Origin of the sequence: Paraburkholderia hospita (assembly GCF_002902965.1) — a bacterium.
GTDB classification, from domain to species: Bacteria; Pseudomonadota; Gammaproteobacteria; order Burkholderiales; family Burkholderiaceae; genus Paraburkholderia; species Paraburkholderia hospita.
Map to the genome: position 1 here is coordinate 1,776,066 of NZ_CP026105.1, position 17,543 is coordinate 1,793,608.

Below are 17,543 nucleotides of genomic sequence, written 5' to 3' on the forward strand. Positions count from 1 at the left end.
AAACAAAGGGGCAGAGGATTGTGGCTCCCGGCCCCTTCGTTTCTGGACAGGGCGGCGATACACATGCGTGCACCGCCGCCTTTCCCTTAAGTGGTCGGAGCGCCTGGCTTTTCCGCATGACCGCCGAAGTCCTTGCGCATTGCGGAGAGCACGCGATTCGCGAACTCCGCTTCGCCGCGCGACGTGAAGCGTGCGAAAAGCGCGGCGCTTAGCACTGGCACGGGCACGCCTTCGTCAATCGCGGCATCAATAGTCCAGCGGCCTTCGCCCGAATCCGATACACGACCCGCGAAGTCCTTCAAATCGCCGTCGCGCGACAGCGTGCCCGCAATCAGGTCGAGCAGCCACGAGCTAATCACGCTCCCACGCCTCCACAGTTCGGAGATATCGCCCAGATTCAGGTCGTACTGATAGAACTGCGGGTCGCGCAGCGGCGAGGTTTCCGCATCGATTTCGCGCGACTGCTTGCCCGCGTTCGCGTGTCGCAGGATGTTCAATCCTTCCGCATACGCGGCCATCAGCCCGTACTCGATGCCGTTGTGGACCATCTTGACGAAGTGGCCAGCCCCTTGCGGTCCGCAATGCAGGAAGCCCTGTTCGGCCGTGCTGCCGTCCTGCTGACGGTCCGCGTTGCGCGGCGCGGCGGCAGCGCCCGGCGCGAGCGCGGCAAACACCGGTTCGAGATGCTTCACGATGTCCGTCTCGCCGCCGATCATCAGGCAATAGCCGCGTTCGCGGCCCGCGACGCCGCCGCTTGTGCCGACATCGACGTAATGCAGTTTTTTCGCGCCGAGTTCGTTGCCGCGGCGGATGTCATCGTGATAGTGCGAGTTGCCGCCGTCGATCACGATGTCGCCCGGCTCCAGCAACGGCACCAGTTTTTCGAGCGTCGAATCGACCACGGCCGCAGGCACCATGAGCCACACGGCGCGCGGCTTTTCCAGTCTGGCGACCAGATCTTCGAGCGTCGACGCGCCGGCAATGCCCTCCTGCTGGAGGCGCTGCACCGCTGCGGGCTGGACGTCGAACACGACACACTGCTGACCGCCCTGCGAAAGCCGCCGCACCATGTCGGCGCCCATGCGTCCAAGTCCAATCATTCCAAGTTGCATGTGCCGCTCCCAAAATATGTGTTGAGCGAGATCTCACACGCGCGGCCTCTTTGCATGAGCGGCATCGTGTCCGTCGACCGGTGCGCGCGATGTGCGGCGTGTGCTTCTACGCAGAGCGCGCGACAGCGGGAAAAGTTCCGGCCAGCGCGTTCATCAAGAGTAGCAGTTCCGTCGGGAAACCCCTGGACTGGAAATCGAAAATTCGCTTTGATCTTCTTAGCGTCAGGTTTTCGTTGAAGCCGTTCGAGCAAGGCCCAGTCACAGGTCGCGGACAAGGTCGGCTTTGCCGCCGCACCAGTCGCCGTCACGCCCAAGGGCTCCCACTGGCTGTGGTCGTGGTCGTTCGCGATTCCTAAGACTTCGAGGTCGCAGGAGGCGGCGAAGAAGTTTGCCGAGTGGGCAACGTCGAAGCAATACATCGAGCTGGTCGCAAAGGACGAAGGCAGGGCATCGGTGCCGCCGGGGACGCGCAAGTCAACCCACGCACGTCCGGAATACAAACAGGCTGCACCGTTTGGCGACTTCGTCCTGAAGGCCATCGAAACGGCAAATCCGAATGATTCGAAGCTCAAGAAGGCGCCTTACACCGGCGTCCAGTTCGTAGGAATCCCTGAATTCCAGTCGTTCGGCACCGTGGTGGGCCAGGCCATCGCGGGGGTCGTAGCTGGACAGACCGACGTGCCGACAGCGCTGAAGGCGGGCAATGCAGCCGCCGACCGCGCAGTGCGGCAGGGCGGCTATCAGAAGTAGCCGTAACGCATCGAAATTGCGGGGCGCTGGCAACGGCCGGCGCTGCCGCGCACTCCCAACGGAGACAGTCATGCAGCAAGTTGCTTCCTCCGCTCATCCGCCAGCCGCGGAGGCTGGTGGATTCGACCGGAAAGGCGCGTCTTCGGCGCGCTGGCTCGTCATGCCGTCCGTAGGCGTTCTCGTCTTATGGATTGCGATTCCTCTCGCGATGACGATCTGGTTTTCGTTCTCGCGCTACAACCTGCTGAATCCGGACGTAAAGGGCTTCGCGGGTCTCGAAAACTACACGTTTCTTCCCAGTGACCCGTCCTTCGGCCCATCGATCCTGCACACGATGCAGTTGATCATCTCGGTGCTGGTGATCACGGTGGTCGGCGGCGTGCTGTTCTCGGTGCTGTTCGACCGCAAGTTCTACGGGCAGGGCGTCGCGCGGCTGCTCGCCATCGCGCCGTTCTTCGTGATGCCGACGGTCTCCGCGCTGATCTGGAAGAACATGATCCTGCACCCGGTGTATGGGCTCATCGCGCAAGGCATGCGTGCCTTCGGTACGACACCGATCGACGGGTTCGCCGACCGTTCGGCCCCGAAGTTGTTATGAATCCTGGATTCAGTGCGCCGTTACCCGCCGACCTGATGCACGCCGAAGCCGCGCCGCTGTCTGCTAGCGGGCCGCAAACCGCCAGCCTGTTCCAGGGCTGGCGTTACTCGTCCCCATGGATCAGGGTTGGCGTTTGCCGCGGCCACCAGCGGGTTTGCCAGCCGGCTTACGTGAACCCGCAACTGGCTTGCTGGCGGGTTTGCTGCGTGGCTTTCGCACGCTGAATGGGTTACCGCTGGACAAGCTTGTGCCTTTACCCGCGGCCACAGCGCGCTGCGCCGCAGGCTTGCGTTTGTTTTCGCCACTTTGCGGGCGCGGGTTTTTGCTGGGCACCTGCACGGCGCCCGGCGCAGCTTGCGGCACTTTGGGCTTCTTGGGTTTTTTGGGTTTCTTGATGATCTGGCCCGTCGCGCTGGTTTGCGGCACGCGGTGTTCGGCTTCAAAACCCGGCTCTTCTTCACGGGGCAGCGTTTGCCGGATCAGCGCTTCAATCGCGGCCAGTTGTGGCGCTTCATCGGCACACACAAGGGACACCGCCACGCCGCTGGCGCCCGCGCGGCCGGTACGGCCAATACGGTGCACATAGTCTTGCGCCACGATCGGCAGATCAACGTTGATTACCAGCGGCAGGTCGTCGATGTCCAGGCCGCGCGCAGCCACATCGGTGGCTACCAGCATATTGACTTCGCCCGTCTTGAAGCGCTCCAGCGCACGCAGGCGCGCGGGTTGCGGTTTGTCGCCGTGGATGGTGTCGACCGCATAGCCCGCTTCATCCAGCATGGCCGCCAGGTAATCCACGCCATTGCGGGTTTTGACGAACACCAGCGCGTGCTCCCAGTGGTTCTCAGCCACAAGGTGCATGAAGAGGTCAGGCTTGTTCTTTTTATCCACCGTCACCACCCACTGCTTGATCTTGCTGGCCGTGGCATTGGGCGGGCTGACGCTGATATTGACCGGGCCGCGCAAAATGCCCGCCGCCATGGCGCGGATATCATCGGTAAACGTGGCAGAGAACAGCAGGGTCTGGCGCTGAGTGGGCAAGGCAGCAAAGACGGCGTTGAGTTCGCGCGCAAAACCCAGATCCAGCATGCGGTCGGCTTCATCCAGCACCAGCGTTTGTACTTGATCAAACTGCACTGCGTTCTGGCGATTGAGATCTAGCAAACGGCCCGGCGTGGCAACGAGCACATCCACGCCTTTGCGCAACTTCATCATCTGCGGGTTGATACTCACACCGCCGTAGGCGGCCAGAAATCGTAAGTCGAGGCCTTTGCCGTAAGCGATAAAGCTTTGCAGCAGTTGTTCGGCCAGTTCACGCGTGGGCACCAGCACCAGAACACGCGCGCGGTTGCTGGACACCGCCGGGCCGTGTTGCACCAGCCGTTGCAACAGCGGCAGCGCAAAACCCGCCGTTTTGCCAGTGCCCGTCTGTGCCGCAGCCATGACGTCCTTGCCACTGAGCACAGCAGGAATCGCCTTGACCTGCACCGGCGTAGGTGTCTGGTAATTGAGGTCCTGCACATTACGCAGCAAGGGATCGATCAGGCCAAGCGAGGCAAAAGACATGGGCGTATTCCGGCTAAAACCGCAATTCTAGCGGTTGCCGCGCTGATTGCGCCGCGCAGATCAATGGTCAAAAAAATCGACGTTGATCGCCACTGAAAAGCGTAGCGGTGCCGGGCGCCGCGCCGGCAAACTGACAACGATGCTAGAAAGGGGGCGCGACGGCGGGTTCAGGTTACTGTTGCTGCGGCGCGTGCGTCTCAAGGGACGGATTCAGGTACGCATGGATGGCTGCGACAACGACTTCGCGGAGGCAATCAGATCGTCGAGCATCGCGGCACGCTGGCTGGGATCGGTGTTGCGTCCCGTCATGAAGCACAGCGCCGCGATGGGCAGGCCAGTGCGATCGCGAACAGGCGCGGCCATGCACAGCCGGAACGACATCGACAGACCCTCCGTGCAGCAATAGCCCTGGGCTGCCGCATCGCGAACGTCCCGCATGAAGTCGTCGAACCCGATGCGGCGACCGTCAACCAGCACGTAGTCTTCGTCTGGAATCAGCGCATGGACGTCGTCGTCGGTCAGATGTCCGAGCAACAGGCGACCCGTCGCCGTCCACGGAATCGGCACCTTCACGCCGATATCGGACGTGATGTTGAACGGGCGCGCGCTGTTTTCCGACAGCACCACGGTGTACTTGTTGCCTTCGAGCATGCATAGTTGTGCGGTCTCGTCGTACTTGCGCACGAGACCGAGTATGGTCTGATGCGCGCGGCTGATGAGATCATTGTGCATCGCGTAATCGGCGCCGTAGTAGTGCATCTCGCGCCCGAAAAACACGCTGCCGTCGGCGCCCGTTTCGAGCCACCCCGCCTCCGTGAGAATCGTGACCAGCTCGTAGACGCTCGAGCGCGGCGCACCCGTTGCCTCGATCAACTCCCTCATCGTCAGTGGACGCCGCGCAGTATGCAGTTCCCTGAAAATGCCGATCACGCGGTCCACTCCCCGGGCCCGTGACGATTCTGGTGCAGACATTGCGTAGACTCCGTCGGCGATAGGAATCGCAGTTCGTTCTCGTGTTGTCGTTGTTCGTGCTTTCGCGTGCGTTTCCCGCAGCGCGCGTTTAACGGACCCTGGGCCGGACTGCCGCATTTCTCGCGGCAGCACCCATCAGAGACCGACGCGCCGATCGATGCGATGCTTCAATGATCGAGCACGCGGTGCAGGAACTGCTGCGTCCGTTCGTTCTTCGGCGTGACGAAGATCTCCTCCGGCACGCCCTGTTCGGCGATCACGCCTTTGTCCATGAACACGACGCGGTCCGCCGTCTTGCGCGCGAAGCCCATCTCGTGCGTGACGACGACCATCGTCATGCCGTCCCGCGCAAGTCCACGCATGACTTCCGTCACTTCGCCGACCAGTTCCGGGTCCAACGCGGATGTCGCTTCGTCGAAGAACATGATGCCGGGCTCGACAGCCAGCGCCCGCGCAATCGCTACACGCTGCTGCTGCCCGCCCGACAACTGGCTCGGATAGTGCTCGGCACGATCGGCGAGGCCCACGCGGTCGAGCACGTCCATCGCGCGTTTGCGCGCGTCGACGGCACTCATCTTGCGCGCCTTGATCAGCGCGAGCGTCACGTTGCCGAGCGCGGTCTTGTGCGGAAACAGATTGAACTGCTGGAACACCATGCCGACATGACCGCGGATTTCCTTTGCGCGGCGCACATCGTGCAGCGGAACATCGTTGACCCAGACTTCGCCCGAATCGGCCGTTTCGAGGCCGGCCATGATGCGCAGCACCGTGCTCTTGCCCGAACCGGATGCGCCGATCAGCACGAGCACTTCGCCGGGGCGCACCTCGAGATTGATTTCCTTGAGCACCTTCGTGGCGCCGAACGACTTGCTCACGCCGTTCAGGTTGATGACTGGCTTGGACCCGATGGATGTGGTCATGACAACAGGCTCCTACGATCATGGTGGCGCACCCACTGCGACAGCGGGAAACACACGACGAAATACAGTACGGCGACGAGTCCGTAGATTTCGACCGGCTTGCCGACGCGGTCGACGATGGCCTGACCGCCATGCATCAGCTCGGACATGCCGATCATGCTGACGATCGACGTATCCTTGATCAGCGACAGGTACTGGCCGATCAGCGGCGGCAACACGATCTTGCCCGTCTGCGGCAACACGACCGAGAAGAACGTCTGTGTCTTGCCAAGGCCGAGAATCTGCGAGACTTCCCATTGCCCTTTGGGCACGGCTTCGATGCCCGAGCGGAACACTTCGGCGATATATGCGCCCTGATACACGCTCAAGCCGACCACGCCCGCCGCGAACACATCGATCGCATAGCCGAAGTACGACACACCGAAATAGATGAACATCAGCGTGATGAGCACGGGTGTGCCGCGAAACAGTTCGGTGTAGAGCTTCGCGACGCGCGCGCTGCCCCATGGTCCGAACGAGCGCAACACGGCGGCGAGCAGGCCGATCAGCGTGCCGCCGACAATCGATGCCGCAGATAGCAGCAAGGTCGTGACCAGTCCTTGAAGCAGGATCGACAGGCTGGTCGTCAGCAGTTCGGTTGACATGGACGGTTTCCCCTTCGATGGGTCAGGTGCGGGCCGGATGCGGTTCAGCTGCGGTTCTCTTGACGCGGAATCAGCAATAGCCGCCTGCGCGTGTGCTGCTTCAGCATTAAGGGCGGCTGGAACACGCGCGCGCCGATCTGCTCCGCGATCCATGACAGGCAATTGCTCATGATCAGATACGCGATCAGCGTGACCGAGAACGTCTGGATATAGAGCAGGGTGCGCGCATTGATCACGGTCGCCGTGCCCGTCAGTTCAGGCAGCGCAATCGCGGAGAGCAGCGACGTGCCAAGCAGCAACTGGATCAGGTTGTTGATGATCGCGGGATAGACGGCGCGCGCCGCTTGCGGCAATACGACTTCGATAAAGACCTGGGCACGCCCAAGGCCGAGAATGCCGGCCGCTTCGATCTGTCCGCGCGGCACCGACTGAATGCCGGCGCGGAAGACCTCTGCCATATACGCACCCACATTCACGCCGAGCGCAATCACGCCCGCCGTATATGCGCTCAGATTCAAGCCCAGCGATGGCAGACCGAAGAAGACGATGAAAATCTGCAGCAGAACGGGTGTATTGCGGATCGTCTCGATATAGCTGCGCGCTACGACGCGCAACGGCGCGAGATGCGAAGCGCCCGCGAGCGCCGTCAGCAGACCGAGAATCTGCGCGACGCAAAATGCGAGCAGCGTGATCTGCAACGTGAGCCACGCGGCCTGGAAGAACTCGGGCACATAGCCCCACAGGGTCAGCCATTGATAACTCATCGCCATTCCTTCGCAAAGTCGGGCTGTCGTTCGCGCCGCGCGTTCGTGTTCAGAACTGCGGGTTCAATGGATAGCGGGGCGGGGTGCCGAACCATTTCGTGTAAAGCTGCGCATTGAGCTTCGACGCGTTGATGTTGAACAGGAACAGGTTCAGGTAGTTCAGCCAGACCTGATCGCCCGCCTTCGCGCCGAACGCGTTGTATTCGAGTGGCACGAGGGCCTCGTTGGTGACGGTCAGCTCCGGGTCCAGCTTCGCCTGATAGGCGAGGAAGTTGTTGTCTTCGATCATCGCGTCGGCCTGGCCCTGCTTGACGGCGAGGATGGCGGCTTCCGAGCTGTCGTATTCCTGGATCTTCACGGGGATGCCCAGCGCACGCACTTCGTCGCCGTTCGTCGATCCCTTGACGGTCGCAATCGTGTGGCCCGACATGTCCTTGACCGACTGGATGCCGCTGCTCTTCTTGACGAGCAGCGCCTCGCTCGCGACGACATACGGCGTCGTGAACGCGATTTCCTTTGCGCGCTCGAGATTGCGTGTGAAGTTGCAGAAGACTACGTCGACTTTGGCGGTCTGCAGATTCGGAATGCGGTTTGCGCTCGTCGTGTTGACCATCTCGAGCTTCACACCCATCTGTTTCGCGAGTTCTTTCGCGAGATCGACGTCGTAACCGTCCGGTTGCCCACTCTTGTCGTAAAAGCCGAATGGCGCGAAGGTCAGACAATCGCCGACACGCAGCGTGCCGCGTTGCAGGACGGCCTGCAAAGTCGAGCCGGTCGCGGCATCCTGGCCAGGCGTCGCGACCTTGGTGCAACCAGTGAGTGCCAGCAGGCCGACGACGGCGGACAAACAGGCGAACCTTACGCTTTCTTTGAACAGTCTCATTTTCGACCCTGTGAGAGGAACCCCAATTTGGACGGAACTCGCGACCAAAGCGGTTATGGCTGCCCGCAGGCGTGAAAACCGATAGATCGCGCACTTGCCTGTTTGTCCGGTATATCGGAACCGAGTCCGGCACAGCAGATGCGGCCCAGTGTTTCACGGAAAAAAACGAATGACAAGCGGGTATACGAGCGCCTTGCGGGGCCACTTGAGGGTGCAGAAGGGAATACCTTTTTCTCCGTGTACAACGAAGGAGCTGCGCAGTACCTTTTGCGACTTCCTCAGGTTCGCGAGGGGCAGACGAGTGGCATGCAGGTGATGCCTCGTAGCCAGTGTCCGGAATGCTGGAGGTTAATGTCTGTCGCCCATCCCGCCTTAACCACGAAAACAATACTATTTATTTCGACGTGCGAAATTAAAAGGGGAAATGTATGGTGCGTCAATCTATCCTGAAAGCTAGTTGATGTCCTGCCCTGTCTGTCGACTGAAAGCGCGTAGCCTGTCGTTTCCGATGCCTGGCATTAGACCGGCGTTGGCCTGAGCACCCCGTCATAGCCATGCTAAAAGTGGCAGCACTTGGGCGTTTAACGTGTTATCGAAAGTCCCCGGATGGCCGTTCGGCGCGATGCCTTAGCTCTTCAGTCGTCTCGCCATCGCCATCTGGTCGCCAACCTGGTGGCTCGACAATGAACCCACAAATATCGCGCACCGAACGCGACGAAAGGAGGTCGCGCCACAACGCACACCAGTGTTCAAACTCAATTGCGAGCATGTTGCCTGTCGTAATCGGCTTGACTAGACCGAAGCGACACGGCACGTCGTGTCGCTCTGCGATATATGTGCCAAAAAGCCGATCGAACACGATCAGCACACCGCCATAGTTGCCGTCCAGGTACTCGAGGTTGCAAGCATGATGCACGCGATGGCTCGAAGGCGTATTGACGATCCATTCGAGCGGGCCGAGGCGTGGAATCCACGTAACATGCAACCAGAATTGATACAGCAGATTGAGCGATAGCAGTGTCAACACGATCTGGGGCGGCATACCGAAAAGCGGTGCAACCAGAAAGAACGCCAACGAACCCGTGAGGCGGCCAGTCCAGCCAAACCGGTATGCTGCAGAAAGATTGAGCTGATTCGGTGAATGGTGCACGGCATGTGTGCACCAGAACCAGCGCATCCGATGCGCGGCGCGGTGATACCAGTAGTAGCAGAATTCCTGGCCGACGAAGCACGCCAGCCAACCACTCCAATGACTGATCGGCAACGTCCAGAGTCTGTGCTGCCAGACCCAGTTCATGGCGGTGCCCCAGAACGCGAGCGGCAGCAACCAGCGCAGCGGATACTCGCGAACGAGAAAATCGGCGACCGACACTGTGGCTGCTTTCCAGTCGTAGCTTTGTCGACCGTACCGGAGAGCAAGAATCAGCGCCTCTGCTACAGAGGCGACGAGAACCATCGCATTAGCGTATTTCAGCAACGCAAGCAAAGCAGCCATAACCGGACCGTCGGTTCGATGATGTCGTCCAGCGTAGACCGCAATCCCATGCGCCGCAACTCGTACCGGAGGCGGTGTCACCAGTTGATCGGTAAGCAGCTTCCGCGAGTCTCAGGCATTGAACGGTCCCGCCACAGTCTCTCCGTAAGTTATTTGTAGACGCGGTGAAAGTGACAAGGGGAAAAATCCGCGATCGCCGCGAGGCTCTCGAGGCTATAAGGCTTGCCCGGTTTCCGTGAGAATCGCTTCTACGACACGAGGGATCCTTCGTAGGTCATCACGTTCGGTAGTTGATTTCACAATGAGACAGCTAAGCTTGCCGGCGCTTGATGAACGGCGCAGGGTTTGCGCATTTTTCGACTGAAGGGCGATTAGAAACCACGCGCGATCATCGCGGCAGAGGGCGCCGATTTCCTGGAGGGACAGCTAGACCATGTCGACGAGGCGTTTTCGCTCCATCAGCTTCGGCATCTTCAATTGACGCATTATCGGGTCAATGAACTCGGCGACATTCAGACAGAGACGCCGGTTCATGGCGGCTTGACCGATTTCGGCGCGGAGGTCGTGCGCCGCTGCAATACGCTCGGGATCGTGGATGTAGCGCATGGCACCTACGATCTCGTGAAGCGGGCGGCGTCCGTCACGACAAAACCACTGGTGCTCTCCCACACGGCGCTGGCAGGACATCCGGGCGCGCGCAGCCGTGTGATCACGGCCGACCATGCGCGCGCTGTCGCTGAGACGGGCGGTGTTATCGGCGTCTGGCCCAGTTCGGGGTCATTCCGCGATCTGGATGGGATGGCGCACGGCTTCAGACGCATGGCGGATGTGGTGGGCGTCGAACACGTGGGCCTGGGAACGGATTTGCTCGGCTTTATCTCGCCTCCCGTGTTCCGTAGCTATGAGCAGCTACCAGCGCTGGGCACGGCACTGCTTGCCGCTGGATTTTCACAGGCAGAGACAGGGCAGATTCTCGGTGGCAATTATCGGCGCGTGTTTGAGGCCTCGGTAATTTGACTACGCATCATCTCGACGATAGCGGGAGCATCGAATACCCAGCCTACGTACGAAGGATGACGGCGTCGGCTCGCAAACAGTACCGGCCGAATCGAAAACGCGATCCGCCACCGCTCGGTAGAACGTGAGCGATGGATAGACATAGCCACACCCCTATAGGCATGTGCGTGCCGGATGCGCGCAGCTCGAACAGGTATTGTCGCAACCTGTTCGAATCATGATCGCACATGCGTGTGATCAATCATGCCGCCCTGAGACCTGTACCCATTTCGAGACGGCGCCCCTCGGGCGGGAACACGTGCCACGTGTGGTCGGCGTGACGAAAGAAGAACAGTGAGAACGAACCGTCGCATCGCTCGATCTGAATGCACACGCGACGCACATTGCCGACGCGCGAGCGCTCCAGGAGACGTACTCGCGCGGTATGTCCACGCGTCGTGCCCATCAGTTTTTCCACCTGAAAGCGAAGTGATGTGTTGCCCACCGCCATATCTCTTCCCCCCGATGTCCGATGAATCGATGCTACGGAAAGCGTCACACGCATCAAATCGGCGGTAGCGGAATATGTCCTCAGGAAATTCTGATTTGCTTCATCAGGATTTCCCGTCTGATTGCGGCGTGAACCGCCGGCATACGAGAGTTTCACTCAACCCCGGTGGCCTTCCGGGCGGCTAGTATGCCGTTTACGCAGGCTCATTGCTTAATACACGCACCGTCATCCGGCAGTGGAGGGGCCGCATCAGCGCAAGTGTTGCCCGGCTCAGTTGCCGAAGTAGATCGAATGCGGCGACGTGGAATCTGCTGCCACACGATGGCCTGACTGATTCGAACCTTTGGCGCCCGAACCATAGCCACTCGCGTCACCATTTTGGGCAGCTACCTTCGCTTCCGCCGCCTGGATGTTCTGCGGATAGTCATCTGGGTTGGACGTCGCCGGGTTGTATCCAGCCTTCTCCAGCTGAACCAGCTCCGCGCGAACCTGTGCACGGGTCACTCCACCATTCGATTGGGCGAAAGATACGACGGGAACGAGGATGATTGCAGCGACTGCGACAGCCTTGATCAGCGATTTCATGATTTACCTCCAGGATTTTGTATTCGGTTATCACGGACCTGTTGTTCCGTGACCGCTGAACACATTCTAGAGGTGGGAAAATATAGGGTAAACGCTTGGTCGGCCAATTCATAGTTGCGGCATTTAAGACAATGCGACGCCCCACGGATCTCGCCAGCGGCAATCTCGCGATGGCATCGAATGGGGTGGCTTGGGGTTGGAAGGCGGGTGTGATTGAGGTTCGGGGGTTTGGATTTGCGCCAGTGCTTTGACGATCGCTCTATTGCGGGCTCGACTAAATAACACCCTATCAAACATGCAATCCCCATGCGTTATTTTCATCCAGTACGCGCCCCGTTTCCGATTTAACATTTGGGTCCGACTCTGAAGGCTGCAAATTCGCAGGGCCGGACATAAGAAAGACTGGAACAAAACTATCGAATACCAAACGGTCGGGCGGCGTCAGCAGAAACGATGCGCCTGGCAACGTTTAATCCAGATATGGTCGGAGACGAATAGATGCTGAGCCCTCACGAATTCGCCACCCTCATGCTCGTGAAGTCCGCGCCCGAGCAGATTGACCTGAACCGGGAAGAACTTGACACCCTGCTGGAACGTCAGTTGATCGCGCTCGAAGAGCTCGCGTCTGGCGCCCAGCGTCCCCGCCTCACCCGCGATGGCGATTCAGTCCTTCGCGCCATCACCGGAAAACACTGAGCGGCGATTGTCGCGGACGTGTCGAGGATTGCATTTCGCAACCGGGACACGTCACGCGTATAGCGACGTGTCTACGGTGACGGTCGATTCCGCAATCACGCTGCAAAAGCACCGCACATGCGCACGCCACCTCCGTGCATGTGCGGTCCACACACGCGATCCCGATGTCCCACGTGACCCGCCAGAATGGTGCGGCACCTCCGCGGGGATCGCCCATATGGGAGTTCAACATGCTGAACCAGGACCAGATTGCTGCAACCCGACAGGCCAATCTCGATCTGTTTTTCGGGCTGAGCAGCAAGGCAGTCGAGGGCGTTGAGAAACTGGCTGCACTGAACATACAGGCGATCCGGGCAACGGTCTCGGACACGTTCGATCTGGCGCAGAAGTCGTTGTCGGTGAAGGAGCCGCAGGACTGGCTTGCGCTGCAAAATGGCGCCGCCGCGGCGATCGCAGAAAAGGTACAAAGTTACAGCCGCCAGGTATTCGACATCGCATCGGCGACGCAAGCCGAGTTCGCACGGGTTGGACAGGCGCAGGGCGAAGCCTACCGGCGCCAGATGCAGACGGTGGTGGAGGACGCAACCAAAAACGCACCGACGGGCTCTGAAGCCGCCATGGCCGCGCTGAATTCCGCCATCGCAGCCGCCAATACGCTGTATGAAACCCTGCAGGGCGCTGGCCAGCAGGCGGTCGAAGTCACACGGAGCAACCTCGACATGGCCGCGGCAGCCTCGAAGAGCGCCCGACGTGCGATTGATCCCGTATTGCCTGCAGCAAAACGATAGCGGAAGCGGGCCGGTGCCGTCTCTGATGGCGAAAGTCGCTCAATATCAAGGAATCCCTGACAAGGGCGTCACCGGCTGATGGCTGTGCTAGGCACTCAGGGATCGCAAGGCCGGCCGTCTCAGGCGGAACGGCTCCGCGCGCGGTTCCCGGCAATCCGGGCGACGGCAGGTAGAGGTCGCGTTTGCTTTCCCATCGCGTGGGTGGAATCAGCAACGGCTCTGTCGCAGTAAGGATGACGGTGCGTGAGTATCCAGCATGGTCAGGAATGCTTATGTCGTCACTAATGAAAAAAATTGCCCTGACCCGCAGTAATGGGCTTTCCATCACTACGGCACTACAGCATCCAAATAGTCCGACTATAGTTAAGGGTATACGTTGATTAGCCAGAAAAAGTACGTGATATAGGATTTTCGGCAGGTCGTCAGGCGCACACGCATGCACACGGGGTCGTGAAGTGTGGTGCGGCCCGGCCGGCGCTTTACTCGCCTGCGCCGTCATGCACAGCAAGTTATTCAATAACTCAAAGTCTGGAGGATGACATGGCAGGCAAGCAGGGCCCAAAAGGCGAAGTTCAGGGCATGCGTCGCGGCATGCTACAAGGCGCCGCGCTGAGTGCGGCAATGGCAATGCTTGGCGGAGCGATCACGCCCGCACAAGCCGCAGAGGCGGGGCCATTCCCCGCCCACAAGCGCTGGAAGATTGTCTTCGTCAATCATGTGACGACCAATCCCTTTTTCGTTCCGACGCAATACGGCATTCAGGACTCCACGGCTTTGCTCGGTATGGACTACCAGTGGACGGGCTCGGCCAATGCCGACATCGCTGAGATGGTCAATGCCGTGAATGCGGCCATTGCCGGGAAGGCCGATGCGATCGCCGTGCCCATCGTCGATCCAAAGGCTTTCGACAAGCCTATCCAGGCCGCGCTCGACGCCGGTATCCCTGTGTTCGCGTATAACGCCGATGCGCCACAGGGTTCCGCGAATCCACGCTTGAGTTACATCGGTCAGGATCTGTATCTGTCCGGGTATCAGATGGGCGAGCGCATCGCCAGTCTCGTCGATAGCGGTCTGGTGGCGCTGTTTATCGCAACGCCGGGGCAGCTCAACATTCAGCCCCGTCTGGACGGCGCCGTCGCTGCCATCAAGAAGTCGGGCAAGAAAATCGACGTGCAAACCATTGCCACTGGCGCGACCGTCAACGAAGAACTCTCGAAGATCAAGTCGTTTTATCTGGGCCACCAGGATCTCAAAGGCATGTTTGCCGTCGACGCGGGGAGCACGCAGGGCGTCGCCGAGGTGATGAAAGAGTCCAATCTGCCCGCCAAGGGCGTGCATGGCGGCGGGTTCGACCTGCTGCCGCGCACGGTCCAGCTGATTCACGATGGCTTCCTCGATTTCACGATCGACCAGCAGCCTTACGTGCAAGGCTTCTATACGGTGGTCGAGGCGTTCGTGTTCCTGGCGTCGGGCGGGCTCGTCGGACCGGCCAATGTGAACACCGGCTTGAAATTCGTGACCAAGGGCTCGGTCGATCCTTACCTGAACACCTCCACGCGTTATGAAGGCAAGAGCACGAAGCCTGAAATCGTGCCACGCTCGGGGGCGATCAAGGGGTGACCTCTCCTGTGGTGGACATCAAGAAAGCACAACGACCGCGGCTCTGGCCGCGGTCGTTCGTGCGCTCGAGCGAAATCCGCATCCTCGCGGTGGCGATCATCCTGTGCGCTTACTTCGAGACCGCGAACCACGATTTTCTGCTGACGCACGCGAGCCTCCAGAACCTGTCGCAGTTCATTGCGCCCGTAGCGATCATTGCGTTTGGCGAAATCATGTTGATGATCGGCGGAGAGATCGATCTTTCCGCCGGCATGGTCTTCGCCTTTGCGCCGTTCGTCATGCATTTCGCTCACGAGGCGGGTGCACCCGCCTGGCTGGCAATGCTGACGGGTGTCGTCGCGGCGGGGCTGGTTGGGCTTTTCAACGGCGCGGTATCGGTCTATCTGCGGATCCCTTCGTTTGTCACCACGTTGGGCACGCTGTTTTTTGTGAACGGATTCACGCTGACCATTTCACGCGGCACGCCTGTTTCGCCACCCGAGGAGGGCGTTTTCGCCGAGTTCGTGGGGGCGTGGGGCTACAGTGAAATCATCTGGACAATCGCGATCGCCGCGATCATGCACGTGCTGTTGCGTCACACGCGCTGGGGTTTGCACACGATCGCATCGGGGGCCAATCCGCTGGGCGCGAGCGAAGCGGGTATCCATGTCAGGCGTCTGAAGCTCCGCAATTTCATACTCGCTTCGGTGCTCGCGGGTTTGACCGGCATCCTGGAGGGCTTCCGTATTTCGTCAATCGATCCGCAAGCGGGCGGCAATCAGATCATGTTCCTTGCGGTGGCGGCGGCGGTGATCGGCGGCACGCCACTCGCGGGAGGGTCGGGCACGATCATCGGCGGTCTGATCGGCGCAGCCGTCCTCGGCATTCTGAATGATGGCTTCACGCTGATCGGCATCAACGCGTTTACCTTCAACATGATTCTTGGCGCTGCGATTCTGGCGGCGATGATCTTCAACATCCACGTCGTTCGTCTGGCGCGCAAAGGAGAGTTGTGATGTCCTCGTTGCCGCAAGAGGCATTGCGTGGTGAAGATATCGTCAAGCGATTCGGCGCTGTTACCGCGCTCGATGGCGTGTCCTTGACGCTCAAACAAGGGGAAATTCTCGGCATTCTGGGCGACAACGGCGCGGGCAAGTCGACGCTCATCAAGATTCTCACCGGCTTTCATCAGCAGACGAGCGGCAAGCTGTTTCTTGGCGGCGAAGAGACCTTGCTACGTTCAGTCGATCACGCGCGCGCGCTTGGTGTCGAGTGCGTGTATCAGGATCTGGCGCTCGCGAATTCGCTGAGCATCTATCACAACATGTTTCTGAACAGGGAGATCATTCGTCCCGGTCCGTTCCGCCTGCTGAATCATCGGGCGATGCGCCAGCGCGCTGCGGAATGTCTCGAAGAGATCGGCGTACATGTTCCCTCCGTCGACCTGCCTGTCGAGCAGCTTTCCGGTGGCCAAAGGCAGGCCATCGCGGTGGCGCGCGCGGTCAATTCGAATGCACGGATTCTGTTGCTCGACGAACCGCTCGCGGCGATGGGCGCCCGCGAGGCGGGGCTAATCATCGATCTGATCCTGCGCCTGAAGGCAAAGGGCGGACTGTCTATCATCATGATCATGCACAACTACGCGCAGACGCTCGACATCGCGGATCGCGTCATGCTGATGCAACGAGGCCGTGTGACGTATCAGCGAGAGACGGCCAGCACGTCCGTCGCCGAGTTGATGGATATCGTTCGTCGCGAGTATCGGACAATGCGCGCGCAGGCATCGTCAAGCTGAAGGGTGTTGCGGCGACGCTGACCAGACGTCGTCGAAGGCACGAATCGATGAAACCGATGCGCTCGGCGCAGCGGGTCGCTCGGGGAGCTTCTACGACAATCCGATTCGCCTGTTCCCGAGATACGCGTGAGAAACGCTGTCGTTGACAGCAAAGCAATGCGAGGTCGGCGCGGCAAACGGATCAGACAACTTTCTCGAACACCACGCCCTGAGGCCGGCCGCAATCTGCGATGGGCGCAAATGCGAGTTCGCGTGCTTCGGCCTCGTCGACGCCGAAACCTCGTAGCAGGGCGAACATGGACTGTTCGGGGTAGTCGTCGGGCGCTTCACCAGACAGCAGCGTTTCGATGCCATACATGATTGCGCCCAGGGCGATATCACGCGCGACGGTAACGTGCCCTACATGGAACCGGCCCGCGTCAATCGCGAGTTGAAGATCGCGAGTCAGGTATTCATCGAGCAACCGGCCGCGTGAGCCGCGCCGCGTACCCACTCGCGTAATGAACGCGCCCCACAGCGGATAACGGACGGCCATCGTCATGTACAACCGCGAACCAACGACAACCCGCCTCGCGGGATCCACTTCGTCAAGAACGAGGGGGTCGATAACCTCTAGCACCTCGTCGCTGCTCTCGCCTGCGACGGCGACCAGCAGTTCAGAAGTGGTCCGGAAATAGTTGTAGAACGTCCCGCGCGCCACACCCGCCGCCGCGATGAAGTCATCGATCATCGGCGCGTCGGGTCCCTTCTCGGCAAAAACGGCCAGCGCGCTCTCGATCAGACGGTTGCGCGTCTTTTCGCGGCGTAGCGCGCCAACACGGCTTTGATAGTTGTCCTCGGGCTCTTTCATTCGGGCTTTCATCCTTCGT

General features: G+C 60.2%; 17 protein-coding genes and 2 pseudogenes. 8 read left to right on the forward strand and 11 right to left on the reverse strand.

Going from position 1 to position 17,543, the window contains the following annotated elements; all coding sequences use genetic code 11:
• Window positions 1-86: 86 nt before the first annotated feature.
• A complete protein-coding gene (gene gnd / locus C2L64_RS07955; protein ID WP_079499630.1) occupies window positions 87-1,112 on the reverse strand; it encodes a phosphogluconate dehydrogenase (NAD(+)-dependent, decarboxylating) in 1,026 nt (341 codons plus the stop codon).
• A 246-nt stretch (window positions 1,113-1,358) separates the two neighbouring features.
• On the opposite strand from gnd, the pseudogene C2L64_RS07960 reads away from it, so the two are divergent.
• A pseudogene (locus C2L64_RS07960) lies at window positions 1,359-1,862 on the forward strand (extracellular solute-binding protein); the annotation flags it as partial.
• A 160-nt stretch (window positions 1,863-2,022) separates the two neighbouring features.
• Window positions 2,023-2,436: pseudogene (locus C2L64_RS07965) on the forward strand (carbohydrate ABC transporter permease); the annotation flags it as partial.
• A 144-nt stretch (window positions 2,437-2,580) separates the two neighbouring features.
• Here the strand turns inward: C2L64_RS07965 and C2L64_RS07970 are convergent.
• From C2L64_RS07970 to C2L64_RS08000, 7 genes are all read right to left on the reverse strand, one after another.
• Complete coding sequence (locus C2L64_RS07970) at window positions 2,581-4,026, reverse strand: DEAD/DEAH box helicase (RefSeq protein WP_090837478.1); 1,446 nt, start codon at window positions 4,024-4,026, stop codon at window positions 2,581-2,583.
• 210 nt (window positions 4,027-4,236) lie between these two features.
• Complete coding sequence (locus C2L64_RS07975) at window positions 4,237-4,998, reverse strand: IclR family transcriptional regulator (RefSeq protein WP_039901758.1); 762 nt, start codon at window positions 4,996-4,998, stop codon at window positions 4,237-4,239.
• Window positions 4,999-5,165: 167 nt separating this feature from the next.
• Complete coding sequence (locus C2L64_RS07980; RefSeq protein WP_007590042.1) at window positions 5,166-5,918, reverse strand: amino acid ABC transporter ATP-binding protein; 753 nt, start codon at window positions 5,916-5,918, stop codon at window positions 5,166-5,168.
• Window positions 5,915-6,562: an amino acid ABC transporter permease gene (locus C2L64_RS07985; RefSeq protein ID WP_007590043.1), complete on the reverse strand. Its 648-nt coding sequence runs from the start codon at window positions 6,560-6,562 to the stop codon at window positions 5,915-5,917. Before C2L64_RS07985 ends, C2L64_RS07980 begins: the two co-directional genes overlap by 4 nt.
• Before the next feature lie 44 nt (window positions 6,563-6,606).
• A complete protein-coding gene (locus C2L64_RS07990) occupies window positions 6,607-7,326 on the reverse strand; it encodes an amino acid ABC transporter permease (RefSeq protein ID WP_090837534.1) in 720 nt (239 codons plus the stop codon).
• Window positions 7,327-7,375: 49 nt separating this feature from the next.
• Entirely contained in the window at window positions 7,376-8,209 is an 834-nt protein-coding gene (locus C2L64_RS07995) for an ABC transporter substrate-binding protein (protein ID WP_007739337.1), read from the reverse strand.
• 589 nt (window positions 8,210-8,798) lie between these two features.
• Window positions 8,799-9,704 (reverse strand): sterol desaturase family protein, encoded by a 906-nt coding sequence (locus tag C2L64_RS08000; protein WP_090837480.1) that lies wholly within the window; start codon window positions 9,702-9,704, stop codon window positions 8,799-8,801.
• Window positions 9,705-10,118: 414 nt separating this feature from the next.
• On the opposite strand from C2L64_RS08000, the gene C2L64_RS08005 reads away from it, so the two are divergent.
• Window positions 10,119-10,721: a dipeptidase gene (locus C2L64_RS08005; RefSeq protein ID WP_244144663.1), complete on the forward strand. Its 603-nt coding sequence runs from the start codon at window positions 10,119-10,121 to the stop codon at window positions 10,719-10,721.
• A 241-nt stretch (window positions 10,722-10,962) separates the two neighbouring features.
• On the opposite strand, the gene C2L64_RS08010 is transcribed toward C2L64_RS08005, so the two are convergent.
• Together C2L64_RS08010 and C2L64_RS08015 are read right to left on the reverse strand one after the other, a co-directional pair.
• Complete coding sequence (locus C2L64_RS08010) at window positions 10,963-11,211, reverse strand: hypothetical protein (RefSeq protein WP_079499626.1); 249 nt, start codon at window positions 11,209-11,211, stop codon at window positions 10,963-10,965.
• Window positions 11,212-11,481: 270 nt separating this feature from the next.
• Complete coding sequence (locus C2L64_RS08015) at window positions 11,482-11,796, reverse strand: DUF4148 domain-containing protein (protein WP_007577191.1); 315 nt, start codon at window positions 11,794-11,796, stop codon at window positions 11,482-11,484.
• Window positions 11,797-12,294: 498 nt separating this feature from the next.
• On the opposite strand from C2L64_RS08015, the gene C2L64_RS08020 reads away from it, so the two are divergent.
• The 5 genes from C2L64_RS08020 (at window position 12,295) to C2L64_RS08040 (ending at window position 16,674) form a co-directional block, all read left to right on the forward strand.
• Complete coding sequence (locus tag C2L64_RS08020; protein WP_007577192.1) at window positions 12,295-12,492, forward strand: hypothetical protein; 198 nt, start codon at window positions 12,295-12,297, stop codon at window positions 12,490-12,492.
• A 230-nt stretch (window positions 12,493-12,722) separates the two neighbouring features.
• The gene (locus tag C2L64_RS08025; protein ID WP_079499624.1) at window positions 12,723-13,280 is read left to right on the forward strand and encodes a phasin family protein; all 558 of its coding nucleotides are present in this window, start codon (window positions 12,723-12,725) and stop codon (window positions 13,278-13,280) included.
• Between the two features lie 540 nt (window positions 13,281-13,820).
• On the forward strand, window positions 13,821-14,900 hold the full coding sequence (locus tag C2L64_RS08030; protein WP_090837485.1) for a sugar ABC transporter substrate-binding protein: 1,080 nt from the start codon (window positions 13,821-13,823) through the stop codon (window positions 14,898-14,900).
• A gap of 11 nt (window positions 14,901-14,911) precedes the next feature.
• A complete protein-coding gene (locus tag C2L64_RS08035; protein WP_236674115.1) occupies window positions 14,912-15,895 on the forward strand; it encodes an ABC transporter permease in 984 nt (327 codons plus the stop codon).
• Window positions 15,895-16,674 (forward strand): ATP-binding cassette domain-containing protein, encoded by a 780-nt coding sequence (locus tag C2L64_RS08040; RefSeq protein ID WP_079485472.1) that lies wholly within the window; start codon window positions 15,895-15,897, stop codon window positions 16,672-16,674. Before C2L64_RS08035 ends, C2L64_RS08040 begins: the two co-directional genes overlap by 1 nt.
• A gap of 181 nt (window positions 16,675-16,855) precedes the next feature.
• On the opposite strand, the gene C2L64_RS08045 is transcribed toward C2L64_RS08040, so the two are convergent.
• The gene (locus tag C2L64_RS08045) at window positions 16,856-17,524 is read right to left on the reverse strand and encodes a TetR/AcrR family transcriptional regulator (RefSeq protein ID WP_079499622.1); all 669 of its coding nucleotides are present in this window, start codon (window positions 17,522-17,524) and stop codon (window positions 16,856-16,858) included.
• Window positions 17,525-17,543 lie beyond the last annotated feature (19 nt).